The organism is Kushneria sp. AK178, assembly GCF_053903105.1.
In genome coordinates this window covers 1,996,400-2,012,631 of record NZ_CP096381.1, presented here as the reverse complement: position 1 = coordinate 2,012,631, position 16,232 = coordinate 1,996,400, and the positions used below count along the sequence as shown (strand labels likewise).

Here is a 16,232-nt window from a genome sequence, read left to right as displayed (position 1 = left end):
GGAAGTTACATGAGTGATAAGGAGGCGATGAACCGCGACCTGAAATCCGGTTTCTTTTTTGGCTTCATCGAAAAGTACTCAAACCTGATCGTACAGTTTGCTGTTACCATGGTGCTGGCCAGGTTTTTGACACCAAGCGAGTTTGGTGTTGTGGCCACCATTATGGTCATTATTTTTTTCTTTAATCTGTTGGGGGAGATGGGGCTCGGTCCGGCCATCATTTACCATAAGGAACTGACAACGGAAGAAATACGCGGTCTCTTTATATTTTGTTTTATATTGGGGCTGGTGCTGTATTTTATATTTTCAGCGGGATCATTTGTTGCGGTCGATTTTTTTGGAAATGACATTTATTATGGGGTGATGCCGTTAATTGGCATCATGATTTTATTTTCCGTTGTTTCTATCGTTCCTGAAACTCTGTTAAGGCGAGCAAAGAGATTCAGTGCTGTTGCCATCATCACCCTGATCAGTGCGCTGGTGTCCGGTGCTATTGCCTGTCTGATGGCGTATAAGGGGTATGGTGTTTATGCACTCGTTTGGAAATCCATTGTTCATACGGGTATGAGGTTTGCTCTGGTCTGTATCTATGCGGGCTGGCGTAATTTAATCGGTCGTATTGCCTTGAGCGGTTTCAAGACAGTGCTCGGATTTTCCACGTATCAATTCATGTTCAATTTTCTGAATTATTTTTCCAGGAACTCTGACAAGATCCTGATTTCTAAATTTATTGGCGAAGCAGCAGTCGGCCTTTATGACATGGCCTATCGCTTGATGATGCTTCCTATTCAGAACATAGCAGGTATCGCAACAGCGGCCCTCCAACCGGTATATAGTACCTTTGGCCAAAAGGAAATTGCGGAAAGCTATAATGGCCTCGTCAATAAAATTCTGTTGCTGGGGTTTTTTGTTGCCATTTACATTTTCCTGTTCGCCGACAAGATCATATATGTTCTTTACGGCCCCGGCTGGGAAAGATCGGCCGTTATACTGCAGTGCCTGACGCCCTTTTTAGTGTTCCAGATCGTACTGGCTACAACGGGCGGAATATGGCAAACGCTGGGACAGACAAAATCCCTGTTCTATTGTGGCGTTTTTTCATCCATTACCAGCGTGTTGGCCATCGCTACCGGGGTCTATTTAAATAATCTATATTTGGTGGCCTTTCTGCTGTCGATGGCCAGTGTTCTCAATTTTATACAGTGCTTCTGGTTGCTGCATGTTAAAAACGAAAATTTTAGAATAGGCCTCGTTTTAAAGGGGCTGCCTTCCACGACTTTACTTGCTGTTGTCTTGCTGGCTGTCATGCTTCTGATGACCTGGATAATGCCGTCGCCGTTTGAGTTTATAGAAAATAAAACCCTGAGCAGCTTTTTGAGCTTGGCGCTCTTTGGTTTTGTTCAACTGTTTTTAGGGTTGGCGATCGGGCTTGTTTTTAAAAATGAGTCTGCGACCTTTTTCGCAAAAGTGTTGCAAAAACCGTTAAGAAAAATGAAGTTGATTGCAGGGTAACCGGATCCGGAAAATGAAAATATCAGTAGTCATCCCGACGTATCAGAGTAGTAGCTTTATCAAGGAAACACTTGATAGTGTTCATCGATCTGCACACGACCACGACTATGAAGTGATTCTGGTAGACGATTGCTCTAACGATATCGAGAAATTGTCTTCCATCGTCAATGAGTCGCCGCATACTGTTCTGGTCAGGAAGGAAGAAAAATCCAACGCGGCTGTGTCGAGAAATATCGGTATTGATCATGCTTCAGGAACTTATATTTTTTTACTGGATTCTGATGATCATTTCAAGCCGGGATATATAACCGAGCGTCTGGAATTCATGTGTCAGGGAGAGCATGATTTCTGCTTTGGTGCTTATACCAATGTTTCAATCGATGGGGAAAAGGATTTCATTGAACGACCTGATATTCATGACCCTAGGCATTATCTCTTCATTGAAGACAAGGACATAAGGACATCGACCATCAGCTTTCTGGCTGATCGAAAGCAAGTCTTTCGCTTCAATGAAAGCTTGAACAAGCACCAGGACTGGGGGTTTTTGATCGATACCGCCGAGCACAGCAGGTCCTGGGGGTATGATCCCGTGCCCGGGGTACGCTTGAACTGCGAACGTGGTGGACGAATGAGTGGGTCAATGAATATGGCAGCCAGCAAGGTGTTCATGGAAAAATACCTTGTAGATCCGAAGCATATCAGTGGCTTTGCCAAGCGTCACTTTGTGCTGGCAGCCCTTTTGAAGGATCATGATGCCTATCGCTTCTTTTCCGATCGCATCATGCCAAAGCTTTTGAAGCCGAAGTTCAAAACGATCAAGTTGGCAGGTGATATGCTTGATAGGATTGGTCTCTTCTTTTTGTTGCCTCATTTGCTTGGCACTTATAAAGCCATTGCCAGATTAAAAAAATCCTGACGGGTTAACATATGACTGCTGAGCTTACATGGTACCTTGTGTTGTGTGGTCTTGCGTTCTTTTATTGTTTTCTCAATAAGAGAACGCCGCTAATTATACTTACTTATGCAATTGCCGCTTACTATCTGTGGGTCGTCAGAACTTCGGGGTTCGACTACGACATGGTAGGGTATGCTCAATATCTTACCTATAATTTCGATTTTGCGACAGCGACAACATATTACACAAGAGAATTCGTATACTGGTTTGGCTCAAGCTACCTGTATAGCCTGATTCAGGATGACATTGTAACACTGTGGGTCATTGACATGATCTGGCTTACTCTGTTGTTTTATGCAATGGGTAATCGACATTTGAGTAACAGAGTCCCCATGTATGTCATACCCTTTTTAATAGTGTTTTTTCCACTGTTGATGGGGTATCAAAACGTTTATCGCCAATTGATTGCGTGTGCGTTCGTATTGTTCGCCTTTTTCGGCGTCAGAAACCTTGTGGTGGCAGGGTTCTTTGGTCTGTTAGCATTGTTTACACACAATGCTGCGATCGTTTATATGCCACTGCTTTATATTTTTGCTGTTACCAGCGGCATGGCGACTCCAAGGATCAGCCTTTTCCATAAAGGTATATTTAGTCTCCTTTATCTGGTGATGTTGGCGGGTGTTTATTATTCGTCGTTTGGGGACTCAGAGCTTGCGAAATCGTCTTCCTCTACAGGGTTGTCGTTGACTTATGCGTATCTCGCGGTTTTTCTGGCAATGTCTTTCGTTGGTCTTGTACTTGATAATTTCAATCTAAAGAAATTTGTACAGCACAATGTCACGCTGGCCTATTCGATATTTACGTTTATTGCTTTTATTCCCGCCTTGGGAGGGGCTCAGGCTGAGCGTATCGGCATGATGCTTCTGATCGTGACCATGCCCATCTTTGCGACAAATCTTGATCGAAGCTTTAGATCACAGAATGAAAAGATTCTGATGCGCATGCTGTTTGTCATGGCGGGTATCGCACCGACCTTCCTGTTTAGCTCAGCGTATAACTTTCTTGTAACAGCAGCACGCCTACCCGGTTAGTTTTGGAGTCAACATTGAAGATTGCTCAAATTATTACTGAACTTAAACCGAGCGGGCCGGCTAACGTTGTCAAGAATATCGTGGACAATTTGCCTGCAGAGGTTGAATCGACGATTTTTTATTTCCGGGGCCCCCCTACGCTGGAGGTCAATTGTGAGACAAGGCAAATAGATTTCCGTAACTCTCGTCTTCTTAAACCCTTTGATGTTGTACATTCACATGGCATCAGGCCGGATTTTTTGGGGGTCTATGCCTCCTTGTTTAACAGGAGAAGCGTGTTTGTTTCGACCCTGCACAACTACGTCAGGGACGAGCTGTTAAACATTTATGGTCAAAAGGCAGCTACTTTTGTTACTCCTTTGTGGATGACAGCCTGGCGTCGAATGGATGGTCTAGCTGTGCTGACTCAGGATGCCTACGATTATTATCGCCCCAGTCTGCCAGTCGAAAAATTACGCGTTGTACATAACGGTATTCGAGAGCTGGCCTGCGTTCATGACCTTTCTTCTGAAGACAGGTCAAGGATGGAGGAGCTATCCCGGCGCTATCACGTTCTGGGGACCAACGCTCATCTGATTAAGAGGAAGGGAGTTGATCAGGTTGTCAGTGTACTTTCACGAATGCCTGAGTGTGCACTTGTGGTTGTAGGGGATGGCCCTTACAAGCAGGAACTTGTTTCACAGGCTGAAAAAGCGGGGGTAGAAGACCGGTGCTGGTTTGTGGGGTACAGGGACAACGTTTCTGCTTTTCTGCCGTATTATGATGTTTACATGATGCCCAGCATCAGTGAGGGTTTTGGGTTGGCGCTGCTCGAGGCGATGGCAGCCGGACTGCCCTGTGTTTGTAGCGATATCGGTGTCTTCCGCGAAATTCTGCGTGACAATGAAGCCGCTTTCTTTACCGTTGGTGATCAGGCGTCGCTCAAGAGCGCCATCTCCAGTGCCATTGATCATCGCCAGCAGCTATCCGAGCGTGCCCGTAACCGTTATCTGGCCCAGTTTACAGGTGAAGCCATGAGCCAGAACTATCAGGCCCTGTACAGGGAAGTAATGGAAAAGCAGGGCAAGGAAGTCGGATTATAAGGCCCGCTGTACTGATAACAAGCCATCAGTTTTCTGATCGTTTTCGGGTATTTTTAAACTGTCGCTAATGTATTGCAAGCATTGATCGATCAGGCGCTTTCTGATTCGGGGTTCAACAGGATTACAATAGAATTGGCCAATTTTGCCTGATGTTGATGATTATTGTTTTATCGACAGCAGGCGTTGGTTTTTTGATCCTCCTGATAATACATATGACGTTTAATGAAAAGGTTCCTATACGTTATACCCGGGCGTTCTAGAATAAGACAGGGGGAAAGGTGAAGGTTGGTGCAGTTTGTATTGCATAGGCTGACATGACAGTGCCTTACCTGTTTGGATGATAAATTATAAACTCCGGTGAGACTCCTGCTGTACATGTGAGCGTTTTTTCGAATTCTTTTTGCACAGCCGATGTCGATGTCCAGCGTTAAGATTGCCGGTAATTGGTGTGATTCGAAGGCATGCCGAGTTATGGATATCTGATGTCTGAACAGCTATTAAAAGACCGAGAGGCATCTGATAGTTGTTTACCGGAAAAGCTGAAGTCCCGTTTTTATGAAATATTCAAGGAAAAGGCTGCAATGAAATTTTCAGTGCTGATGTCCGTATATGACAAGGAGTCACCACGCTTTTTGCGCGAATGCCTCGAAAGCATCAGGGTGCAGAGTGTACAGCCTGATGAAGTGGTTATCGTTGAAGATGGGCCAGTCAATGACCAACTGCACGCGGCGCTTGATGAGTATCGTCCCACACTAAATATCGTTTCCGTCAGATTGCCGGAAAACAAGGGACTGGGAGAGGCGCTCAACACGGGGCTCGAGCAATGCCGCAACGATCTTGTTGCCAGAATGGATACCGATGACCATTGCTGTCCGGGGCGCTTTGAGCTGCAGGTCAACTACATGGACGCCCATCCCGAAGTGGACATGCTGGGCGGTGCCATAGCCGAGTTCAATGAGGACCCGTCGAATCCTCACGCCATCCGCGAGCTGCCCACCGGCAAGGAGCAGGTGGCACGTTTTGCGCGCTCACGCTGCCCTGTCAATCACATGACGGTCATGTTCCGTCGCTCAGCTATCTTGAAGGCCGGCGGCTATCAGCATTTTCTGGGCATCGAAGACTATTACCTATGGGCACGCCTGCTGTGTCAGGGCAGCCATATCGACAACGTCAGTGATATTCTGGTCAATGCACGCGTTGGTAATGGCATGCTGGCAAGGCGCCGGGGCTGGCGGTATTTCAAGCAGGATGTGAAGCTTCAGAAAAAATTTCTCGACATGGGCTTCATCGGGCCCGGCACCATGTGCATGAACATACTTAAAAGAGCGCCTCTGCGCCTGATGCCCGAAAAGCTGCTTGCTGCGGTCTATCAGGGCGTGCTGAGGAAAAAGCCGGCGGCCTGAGGCAACAGGCCTGCCTGCAACATGTGACCACCCCGGACGGACCATGCGCCGTGCCGGGGTTGTTTGTTTTTGACACTCTGATGGTTCGATCAGGCATTCAAAATTCGCTTTATTCGGCTGATGCGGACAGTCGAGCGGACTCGGCCGTTATCGGTAAGCACTGTATAGTGATCAGATCATGCGGGAGAGGGATGAATCGATGACAGAGCTGCTCGAGTCCGTGAAGGCCATTGCCCGGGATGCCTGTGACACCATCATGAGCATCTACCAGGGCTCGATAGACGTGACTGCCAAGTCTGACAGTAGCCCCCTGACTCAGGCCGACCTGGCAGCGCACCAGTTAATTACAAATCGCCTGGCCGAGCTGACACCCTCATGGCCGATGCTTTCCGAAGAATCCGATGCTGATGACGTCGAGGATCGATTGTCATGGCCTGCTTGCTGGCTGATCGATCCTCTCGATGGCACCAGGGAGTTCATCGATCGCAACGGAGAATTTACGGTCAATATCGCGTTGATATACGAGGGTCGTCCGATTCTTGGCGTTATTGCCGCGCCCGCCCTGGACACCCTGTGGTACGGCGCCAGAGGGGAGGGGGCATGGCGTCAGCGCTCGGGTGAAACGGCCGAACCCATCGCTGCTGCCACCTGGCAGCCCGGGCAGCCATTGCGCGTTGTCGGCAGTCGCTCTCACGGCAGTGAGGCGCTCGAGCGTTTGTTGAAGGTACTGCCGCCGTACCAGCTGCAGGGTATCGGTAGCTCTCTCAAGTTTTGTCGTATCGCAGAGGGCGCCGCCGACTGCTATCCAAGGCCTGGAGCCACCTGTGAGTGGGATACCGGTGCGGCGCACATTATTCTCGAGGAGGCCGGTGGCACCGTTCTTCGACTCAACCCTGATGGTTTCCAGATAGAAGAGGCACTTAAATACAATCAGCGTCAGTCACTGATCAATCCCGATTTCATCGCCCTGGGGCGAGGGCTTGATGAAACATGGAACTCCCCTGCCTTTTTAAGGGACGCCGGCAATAAATTGTCTTAAACATTTGCCGGCGTCTGCCGATAGTTCCCCCTGTGAGAACAACGAATCCGCTTTTGCCTGCCAGGATTCCCATTCCGGAGTGTTATCAATGGCCATCGAATCACTGGGTGTCGGCTCCAATCTTGACCTTACATCGCTGCTTTCAAATCTGGAATCAGCAGAAAAGGAAAAGCTTGCACCCATCAATTCCAAGATTTCCTCGACCAACGCCAAACTGTCGGGCTTTGGTCAATTGACAAAATCGCTCGAAAGCTTCCAGACCGCGGCACAGAAGCTGAACGATCCCAAGCTCTATGAGGGATTTGCAACCGAGGTGAGCGGGTCCGCCTTGACGGCCGAAGCCAGCAGTAGTGCAGCAGCAGGCAGTTACGATATCAAGATCAATTCGCTGGCAACGGCCCAGTCCCTGGCGACCGACGGACATGCTGATACGAAAAGCGCGATCGGAACGGGGCAGTTGACGGTCAATGTCGGAGACAAGTCCACCGCTATCGATATCACCGACGGATCGCTGTCCGGCATACGTGATGCCATTAACAAGGCCGATGCCGGTGTGACAGCTTCCATTGTCAATGATGGCAGCGATACGCCCTATCGCCTGGTGCTGAGTTCAGAGACGACTGGTGCGGCATCGACCATGTCCTTTTCAAGTGATAACAGTGACCTCAGTGCACTGTTTTCCGGCACTACCGAAACGGTTGCAGCAGCCGATGCCTCCCTGACGGTGAACGGGCTGGCCATTACCAGTTCGACCAACAAGGTTGAGGAGGCAATCCAGGGCGTTACCCTTAATCTTGCCGAGACAACTGCAGAAGGCGCTTCTACAAAACTGACAGTCAGCCAGGACACGGAAAGTGTCAAAACAGCGGTGACGGATTTTGTGAAGGCCTATAATACGCTGAACGACAAAATTACATCGCTGACCGAGGTTGACAGCAAGGGCGACAAGGTCCAAAGCGGCGTTCTGACAGGCAATAGTACCGTGCGCTCTGTGCAAAATACGCTGCGCAATGTTATGAGCAGCACCGTGGCCGGCGAGGGCATGAATTACCTTTTTGAAGCCGGCATCAGTTTCAGCAGTGACCTTAGCAAGAGCGGCAAGCTCGAGATCACTGACGAGAGCAAGCTGGACGAGGCGCTGGCCAACAATCTGGATGGCGTGAAAGGACTTTTTGTCGGAGACGGAAAAAACGGTATTGCGGCCAGACTCGACACCAGCGTCAGTCAAATGCTGACAACCAACGGCGCGATAGGTAGTGCCGAGGCGGGCCTTGAAAACTCCATTAAAAGCCTTGAAGCCCGCAGCGAGCGAATGCAGGAAACCATCGACAGAACGGTTGATCGTTACAAGAAACAGTTCCAGCAGCTCGATTCATTGATGTCGCAGCTCAACAACACACAGTCATACCTTACCCAGCAGTTTGCTGCGCTTGATGGCGCTGCGAAAAACTAACCGGTTCATAGTGACGGATACCAATTATGTATGCACAGAGAGGGGCAAGCACCTACGCATCGGTGGGTGTCGAGACAGGGGTGATGAGTGCATCGCCGCACCAGCTGATCGTCATGCTGTTCGACGGCGCCATGGCCGCCATTTTCAAGGCCAAATGGGCCATGGAGCACAACGATATCGCCGGCAGGGGCACGGCCATATCCAAAGCCATCGACATCATCGACGGCGGGCTGCGCGCGAGTCTGGACATGACACGGGGAGGGGAGCTTGCCGAGCGTCTGTCATCGCTTTATGAATACATGTCACGTTCCTTGCTGAAGGCCAACGTGTCCAACGACAAGGCGCTGCTTGAGCATGTGGAAACCCTTTTAAGCGATATCGCCGGTGCGTGGAAGGAAATCGGCACGGGCGTACAGCAACCCACTGCTGCCTCTCGAGTCTGATATGGAAAAAAAACGCGCCCTGATCATTCATGGCTACGAGCGTGCGCTCGAGCTGAGCCGGACGATGCTTGGTCATGCCGATGCAGGGCAATGGCAGGAGCTCATTGCCCTTGAGCATGACTATCTGTATGAGGTCAATCGTCTGCGAACGCAGGATACAATATCGCTGGATAGCGACCGCCAGGCCTATAAAAGGGAAATGCTGGCGCAGCTTCTGGAAAATGACCATCGACTGCATACACTGTTGCAGCAAAGGCTTGCCGAACTCGGTCAGCTGATAGGGCAGGGCCGGGTGCAGCAGCAGGTCAGTCGCGCCTACGGTGCAACATCCGCCCCGATGGGGGAATAGTCATGAGCATGATCACGCCACTGCTTGATACCTTGCTGCATAACGTCCTGGGACGTCGGGCAGATCTGGATCGGGTTGCTTCAAGGCAACCCGATCTGCCATTGGGTGGCGTGACCTACACTCCGGCGGTACGTCATGGCACTTCGGATACGCCGGATGAGACACTCCAGCGTCAAAGCGACGATGCGTCGGCAAGGGCCAGAGCCGCCGGGAAGACTGCCTCGCGGGTCACCGTGTCGAGCGATCATCCTGCCCCCGAAAACAGGGAAGTCAGTAGCGCCTCCCGCTCTTCCACTACGCACTTCAGTGCCGAAGCCCGAGCCATTTCCCGCATCCTGGAACGATTCCCGGCCACGGCACCCGTCATTAATACCAATACGGTCATGCTGCCCACCGGGCGCACGCCAGAAGCCGCCGGTCTCGCGGCGACGCTTGCCGGTCAGATTCGACACAGCGGCCTTTTCTATGAATCCCATCTGCGCCAGTGGCTGCTGGGTCAGTTTGACCAGCAGGCGTTGCTCAAGGAGCCGCAAAACAGGCTTTTCCAGCCGCCTGCACCCGGAAACCGGGGGAGCGCCGATGCAAGTCATGGTGTCCGGGCAGCAGCCATAAGCGAGCGTGTCTCAATGGTGTCGGGAAACGGCACGTCTTCGCAGGACAGTGGTATGACCCTGTCCTCCGTGCAGGATGACCTCCAGGGCATTCTGCGTCATCAGCTGGAGCTCATGACCTATCCGCTGATTCGCTGGGAAGGCTTTCTGACCCCTCAGGTACCGGTGCAGTGGGAAATCGAGCAGGCGCCCGATGAGGCGGACAGCGAAGGCGAAGAAGAGGTGGCGCGTGTCTGGCGCTCAAGGCTGAAGCTGACGCTGCCGGAGCTGGGCCATGTCGATCTGGAGATCAACCTGCAGGACAGCACCATCAATGTCAGCGGCAGTGTAGAAGCTCCCTGGCTGGCGTGGATGACCGTTCAGGGACGACATCTTGACGAGCGGCTGGCCGGCGCAGGCCTTCAATTAACGGCGCTGCATTTCTCGCCCCGGAGTCACAATGATCATGAAGAGGGAACCGCATGACGACGTCTGATGATCATCCCTCCGATCGCCAGCGCGCAGTGGCTATTGCACATGACGGCAACGAAGCCCCCCGGGTAGTGGCCAAGGGGTATGGCACGACAGCCGATGCCATCATAGAAAAGGCGCAGGCAAGCGGCGTTTACGTGCACCAGTCTGCAGAGCTGGTCAATCTTTTGTTACATGTCGATCTCGATGATCGCATCCCCCGGGAATTGTATCTGGCACTGGCCGAGCTCCTGTGCTGGATACATGAACTCGAACAGGATGTCGCCTCCACGCGCTGATACATCCCCGCAACACATCGTTTACCTAAAGATACAGTAAAGCTTTCCCGACTGACGAAATGGGCCACATATTGGGCCCTTTTCGTCTAACGTTGATTTTATTGGGTAAATTCTCTGATACTGTTCTAATCCAGAGTATGAGAAAACATTGTTTTATTACCAGTAAAAAAATGGTTGTGGTAGGAAAGTGTGATGTGCCAATATTGCAGAAAGTAACGGGGCGTTACATTTGATAGAGCAAATGTCGTCTCGCCTGGCAATGACCTGCCGCGAACAACCGGTCAAGAGCGTGAACAATCGCCGCTGCACCTGTCGCGACCAGGGACAAACTTTCAAGACGAGGGGAAGGGAACATGACCACAAGCCATCTGCTGGACGATATTCGTAACGTCAACCTGTCTTATCTGCTTCTGGTACAGCGTCTATTAAATGAAGATCGCTCTTCGGCCATGTTCAGATTGAAACTGAACGAGCAGATGGCTGATACCCTGGCATCGTTACCCATCTCCCAGCTTGCCAAGCTCGCCAACTCCAATCAGCTGCTGTGCCATTTTGCACTGGTGGACCCTTCCCAGCTTTCTTCGCTGACCACGCAGCAGCGCGAAGACGATCTCAAGCGTACTCATGCCGCCATCCTGCTGGCCGGTAGCATGCATGGTGAAGAGGAGGAGGTGGTGCTGAAAAAGGGGCATCACCATGGCCGATAAAAGCGTTATTAACGAAGTTCGCGATATTCAGCTGGCGATTGAACTGATCGAACTAGGGGCTAGGCTTCAGGTTCTTGAAACCGAAACGGATCTTTCTCGTGGGCGGCTGATCCGCCTTTACAAGGAAGTGCGGGGGGTTTCTCCCCCGAAAGGCATGCTGCCGTTTTCGACCGACTGGTTTATTACCTGGCTGCCCAATATTCATTCGTCGCTTTTTTACAATATCTACCTTTCTCTTCGTGAAAAGAGTCACTGCGATCGCATGGAGGCCATCATCAAGGCCTACCGGCTCTACTTTGAGCAGATCTCCATGCTCGAAGATGGCGAAGCCGTGCTGGGGCTGACCCGGGCATGGACGCTGGTACGTTTTTTTGAAAGTGACATGATGCAGCTCTCCTCCTGCACCTCGTGCAGCGGTAGATTCGTCAATCATGCTCATAGTCTTGACCAGGACTTTGTATGTGGTATCTGCCAGCCTCCGTCGCGTGCCGGAAAAACTCGTCGCGCGGCCGAAAAAGAGCGCATCAGAAAGGAAAGCGGGACGCAATACTGAGCAAGCGGTACCCATGTCGTTGCAAAATACCGCCGCCGTGATCACGATTTTCCCCTTGCCCCGAAAGCCTGTGCTTTCGGGGTTTTTTGTTGCCTCATGCTGACCGCGCGCCCGGCACCAAAAAAGAAAAATGGCTGCTTTTTATAGAGCTAGTCCTGTCTTTGAAAGGTCATCAAAGACTGTAATCTTGCCGATATTATCCTGCAGGTCGAACCAGCAGCGCTTGCGATGGCATCCACCTTTTGCGCCGATGAATCTGATGGGATGGGCTCTCAAGCCGGGCCACTTTCGGCCGATGTTATCTCCAGATTCTGAATACTGAGGAATTACCGTGCTTATATTATTTGGATACGTTGCTGTTATTGCCTCGGTAATCGGGGGGTACATGATGGTAGGTGGGCACCTGGCCGTGCTGTTGCAGCCGGCCGAGGTCGTCATTATCTGTGGTGCCGCCGTGGGTGCCTTCATCGCCAGTAATAATGGAAAAGCCATCAAGGCCACGCTCAAGGTTGTCCCCAAACTCAAGAGAGGGGTGAAGTACAACAAGGAGCTTTTCATGGAGCTCATGGCGCTTTTGTATCTTCTGCTGGCCAAGGGACGCCAGGAAGGCATGATGGCGCTTGAGCGTGATGTTGAATCCCCCTCGGAAAGTCCGCTGTTTACGCGCTATCCCAAACTGATGGCGGACCCGTTGCTGATGGAGTTTTTGACAGATTATCTGCGCCTGATGATCAGCGGCAATATGGACGCCTTCGAGATCGAGTCGCTGATGGATCATGAAATTGAGACCTTCCAGCACGAAGCTGAAATCCCTGCCAACTGTATTGCCAACGTCGGTGATGGCCTGCCGGCCTTCGGTATCGTGGCTGCGGTCATGGGCGTTGTCCATGCCCTTGGGGCTGAAGGGCTGTCGCCGGAAGAGGTCGGGCCGTTGATTGCGCACGCTCTGGTAGGGACCTTTTTGGGCATTCTGCTGGCCTATGGGTTTGTAACGCCGCTGGCCACTCACATTCGCCATCAGATCAGCGAAGTCGAGAAGATGCTGCAGTGCATCAAGGTCACGCTTCTGGCCAATCTGAATGGCTACGCGCCACCCATTGCCGTCGAGTTCGGGCGCAAGGCGCTCTACTCGAGTGAGCGGCCCAGCTTCAACGAGCTTGAAGAGCACGTACGCAGCGTTCGTTCACAGCCCAGTGGCAATGGTCAGGGGTAAATCATGAGCCAGCATCGTCGTCCCATTGTCGTACGTCGCAAGAAGGCTGCCGGCCACCATGGTGCACACGGCAGCTGGAAAATTGCCTACGCCGACTTCATGACGGCCATGATGGCCTTCTTTTTGGTCATGTGGCTTCTGGCAGGAAGCTCCAAGGCTGAATTCGAGCAGATCAGTGAGTATTTTCGCACCCCGCTCAAGGTGGCCCTGGCCGGCGGAGACCGTAATTCGGCCAGTAATAGCGCCATTCCCGGCGGCGGTGATGACGTCATGCACAGCGAGGGTGAGCGTTCTCGTATCACCATCGAGCAAAACAGTGGAATGGCGGCCGACATGTCAGCACTCAGCAGGCTCAAGGCGCGCCTCGAAGCGTTGATGCAGGAAAACCCGGCCCTGCGGGATCTGCGCTCGCAGATGCGCCTTGACCTTACGCCCGAAGGGCTTCGGATTCAGCTTGTGGACAGTCAGCGTCGTCCGATGTTCGAAATAGGCAGCGCGCGCGTGGCGCCCTACATGCACGACATCCTGACGGCCATTGCGCCCTTGCTCAATGAGCTGCCCAACAAGCTGACCCTGTCGGGCCATACGGACGATCTGCCCTTTGCAGCCGGGTTCAAGGGATACAGCAACTGGGAGCTTTCGACGGATCGGGCCAACGCCTCACGACGCGAGCTTGTGGCAGGCGGACTGGAGCCTGAAAAGCTGCTGCGAGTGATCGGCATGGCGGACACCATGAACATGCCCGGTGAAGAAGATAGTGCGCTTAACCGTCGGATCAGCATTCTGGTGCTCAACAGTCGCGCCCAGAAAATGATGGAGCAGGAAAACATGGCACCCGGAACGCCGGCGGTCATCGACAGTGATCAGCCCCCGGGGGCGGTCAATGAGCTGACCCGGGAGGGTAACGCGCCCGAGGACGCCACCGGGTCCAGACAGGTCGCTGCACAATGAACAGCAGGCCGGCAGGTTTTGACAACACATTCGCGTGCGCTCGACTCGAGCGCTGGTACGAATCCAGAAGCAGGGCAGGGCATCAGGCGTGAGTATCGATATCTCCGAGTTCTACCAGACATTCTTTGACGAAGCCGAAGAGCTGCTCAGCGACATGGAGCAGCAGCTTTTGCAGATCGATCCCAACGATCCCGACGGCGAACAGCTCAATGCCATCTTTAGGGCAGCACACTCCATCAAGGGGGGGGCGGGTACGTTCGGCTTCACGATACTGCAGGAGACCACACACCTGTTCGAGAACCTGCTCGATCAGGCGCGTCATCACGAACTGACCCTTGACCCGACCACTATCGACATATTTCTGGAAACCAAGGATATGCTCAGCGATCAGCTCAACGCCTATCGTCAACAGACCGAGCCGGACAGCGCTACCTATGAGCGTATCTGTAAAACGCTGAAGAAGCTGGCCGAAGAGAAGGGGCGAGGAGACAGTATCGCGCCCGTGACTGAGGGCAACGAGCAGGCCGCTGCGGCGGCGCCTGTCAGCAGCGGTGCCATGGTCATCAGAATTACCGGTGTGGCAGCGGATAACGCCGCCAGTCTGGCAGAAGAGCTGGCACTGTTTGGCACCGTACTCGAGCAGCAGCATGCCAACGATGTATTGACCGTGCATCTTGAAACCGCCACGGGTGAGGACGATATTCGCGCCGTTCTCTGTTTCGTGGTCGATGACGACCAGATTACCTTTGACGCGGCTGACGCCGCGCCGGCCGAGGCACAAGAGGACGCCGCGGCCCCGGCTGCTGAAGCGTCCGAGCAGGAGGCATCCGACGCGACCGAGGCCGCGCCATCACCGCCGGCAGCGGACGCTGCGCCGGCAGCACCCGCCGAGCCGGCACAGGCTGGCGCACCTGCTGCCAAAAAGTCCGAGCGCTCGGCCGCCAGCAGTGAAAACGCCTCTCTTCGCGTGTCGATCGAAAAGATCGATCAGATCATCAACCTGGTCGGCGAGCTGGTCATTACCCAGTCCATGCTGGAGCAGGGTACTGCCGATTTTGATCCGGTGACTCACGGAAATCTGCTCAGTGGCATGACCCAGCTGCAGCGAAACGCTCGCGATCTGCAGGAAGCGGTCATGTCAATTCGCATGATGCCCATGGATGTGGTCTTCAACCGTTTTCCGCGGCTGGTGCGCGATCTGGCAGGCAAGCTTGGCAAGCAGGTCGAGCTTGAAACGGTGGGCAAATCCACCGAGCTCGACAAGGGGCTGATCGAGCGTATTGTCGACCCCCTTACGCATTTGGTTCGCAACAGTCTGGACCACGGCATTGAAACGCCCGATCGGCGCCTGGCCGCCGGCAAGCCGGCCGCGGGCAAACTGACCCTGTCCGCCAGCCATCAGGGCGGCAACATCCTTATCGAGATCAGTGACGACGGCGCCGGTCTGAGTCGGGAGCGTATCCTGAACAAGGCCCGCGACAACGGTCTGAGCGTATCCGATGCCATGAGCGATGACGATGTCTGGCAGCTGATCTTTGCGCCCGGCTTTTCAACGGCCGATCAGGTGACCGACCTGTCCGGACGCGGCGTCGGCATGGATGTGGTCAAGCGTAATATCGCGCAGATGGGCGGCCATGTAGACATCCTTTCACGCCCCGGGCATGGCACCACGACGCGCATCGTGCTGCCCCTGACGCTTGCCATTCTCGATGGCATGTCGGTCCGTGTGGGAGAAGAGGTCTATATCCTGCCGCTGGGGGCCATCAAGGAGTCCATGCAGGTCAAGCCGGAAGATATCAGCACCGTGACCGGCAATGACCGCGTCCTGCATGTCCGCGGCGAATATCTGCCCCTGGTCGAGCTCTATCGCGTCTTCGATATTCCCGGGGCCCAGCAGGATGTCACCCAGGGAATTGTCATGATCGTACAAAGCGAAGGGCGCAGCTTTGCCCTGCAGGTGGACCAGCTGATCGGACAGCACCAGGTGGTGGTCAAGAACCTGGAGACCAACTATCGACGTGTGCCCGGTATCTCTGCCGCCACCATCCTGGGCGATGGCAGCGTGGCATTGATCCTGGATATCCCGGCGCTGTCACGGGCGCCCCAGGATCGCGAAGGCAGTCAGGCGGGCAATCAGCGTAGTGCTGCCACGCTGCACTGATGCGAACGTAAACCGAACAA

General features: G+C 53.1%; 16 protein-coding genes. All 16 read left to right on the top strand.

The window, feature by feature from the left end; all coding sequences use genetic code 11:
• Positions 1–9: 9 nt before the first annotated feature.
• The 16 genes from M1D97_RS09100 (at position 10) to cheA (ending at position 16,212) form a co-directional block, all read left to right on the top strand.
• Entirely contained in the window at positions 10–1,512 is a 1,503-nt protein-coding gene (locus tag M1D97_RS09100; RefSeq protein ID WP_456267427.1) for a lipopolysaccharide biosynthesis protein, read from the top strand.
• A gap of 13 nt (positions 1,513–1,525) precedes the next feature.
• Entirely contained in the window at positions 1,526–2,428 is a 903-nt protein-coding gene (locus M1D97_RS09095) for a glycosyltransferase family 2 protein (RefSeq protein WP_456267426.1), read from the top strand.
• Between the two features lie 11 nt (positions 2,429–2,439).
• Entirely contained in the window at positions 2,440–3,498 is a 1,059-nt protein-coding gene (locus M1D97_RS09090) for a hypothetical protein (protein ID WP_456267425.1), read from the top strand.
• A 14-nt stretch (positions 3,499–3,512) separates the two neighbouring features.
• Complete coding sequence (locus tag M1D97_RS09085) at positions 3,513–4,580, top strand: glycosyltransferase family 4 protein (protein ID WP_456267424.1); 1,068 nt, start codon at positions 3,513–3,515, stop codon at positions 4,578–4,580.
• A gap of 482 nt (positions 4,581–5,062) precedes the next feature.
• Entirely contained in the window at positions 5,063–5,983 is a 921-nt protein-coding gene (locus tag M1D97_RS09080) for a glycosyltransferase (RefSeq protein WP_456267423.1), read from the top strand.
• Between the two features lie 199 nt (positions 5,984–6,182).
• On the top strand, positions 6,183–7,022 hold the full coding sequence (cysQ, locus tag M1D97_RS09075; RefSeq protein ID WP_456267422.1) for a 3'(2'),5'-bisphosphate nucleotidase CysQ: 840 nt from the start codon (positions 6,183–6,185) through the stop codon (positions 7,020–7,022).
• 88 nt (positions 7,023–7,110) lie between these two features.
• Positions 7,111–8,475, top strand: a complete 1,365-nt coding sequence (fliD, locus tag M1D97_RS09070) for a flagellar filament capping protein FliD (protein WP_456267421.1) — start codon at positions 7,111–7,113, stop codon at positions 8,473–8,475.
• 83 nt (positions 8,476–8,558) lie between these two features.
• Positions 8,559–8,918, top strand: a complete 360-nt coding sequence (gene fliS / locus M1D97_RS09065; RefSeq protein WP_456267420.1) for a flagellar export chaperone FliS — start codon at positions 8,559–8,561, stop codon at positions 8,916–8,918.
• Position 8,919: 1 nt separating this feature from the next.
• Entirely contained in the window at positions 8,920–9,267 is a 348-nt protein-coding gene (fliT, locus tag M1D97_RS09060; RefSeq protein ID WP_456267419.1) for a flagellar protein FliT, read from the top strand.
• A 2-nt stretch (positions 9,268–9,269) separates the two neighbouring features.
• The gene (fliK, locus tag M1D97_RS09055) at positions 9,270–10,343 is read left to right on the top strand and encodes a flagellar hook-length control protein FliK (RefSeq protein WP_456267418.1); all 1,074 of its coding nucleotides are present in this window, start codon (positions 9,270–9,272) and stop codon (positions 10,341–10,343) included.
• Complete coding sequence (locus M1D97_RS09050) at positions 10,340–10,627, top strand: EscU/YscU/HrcU family type III secretion system export apparatus switch protein (RefSeq protein WP_456267417.1); 288 nt, start codon at positions 10,340–10,342, stop codon at positions 10,625–10,627. Before fliK ends, M1D97_RS09050 begins: the two co-directional genes overlap by 4 nt.
• A 353-nt stretch (positions 10,628–10,980) precedes the next feature.
• Entirely contained in the window at positions 10,981–11,334 is a 354-nt protein-coding gene (gene flhD, locus M1D97_RS09045; protein ID WP_456267416.1) for a flagellar transcriptional regulator FlhD, read from the top strand.
• Entirely contained in the window at positions 11,324–11,887 is a 564-nt protein-coding gene (flhC, locus tag M1D97_RS09040) for a flagellar transcriptional regulator FlhC (RefSeq protein ID WP_456267415.1), read from the top strand. Before flhD ends, flhC begins: the two co-directional genes overlap by 11 nt.
• Before the next feature lie 331 nt (positions 11,888–12,218).
• A complete protein-coding gene (motA, locus tag M1D97_RS09035; protein ID WP_456267414.1) occupies positions 12,219–13,100 on the top strand; it encodes a flagellar motor stator protein MotA in 882 nt (293 codons plus the stop codon).
• A gap of 3 nt (positions 13,101–13,103) precedes the next feature.
• Positions 13,104–14,051 carry a flagellar motor protein MotB gene (motB, locus tag M1D97_RS09030; RefSeq protein WP_456267413.1) on the top strand — a complete coding sequence of 316 codons (948 nt, stop codon included), beginning with the start codon at positions 13,104–13,106 and terminating at the stop codon, positions 14,049–14,051.
• Between the two features lie 94 nt (positions 14,052–14,145).
• Complete coding sequence (gene cheA / locus M1D97_RS09025; protein ID WP_456270201.1) at positions 14,146–16,212, top strand: chemotaxis protein CheA; 2,067 nt, start codon at positions 14,146–14,148, stop codon at positions 16,210–16,212.
• Positions 16,213–16,232: the final 20 nt, after the last annotated feature.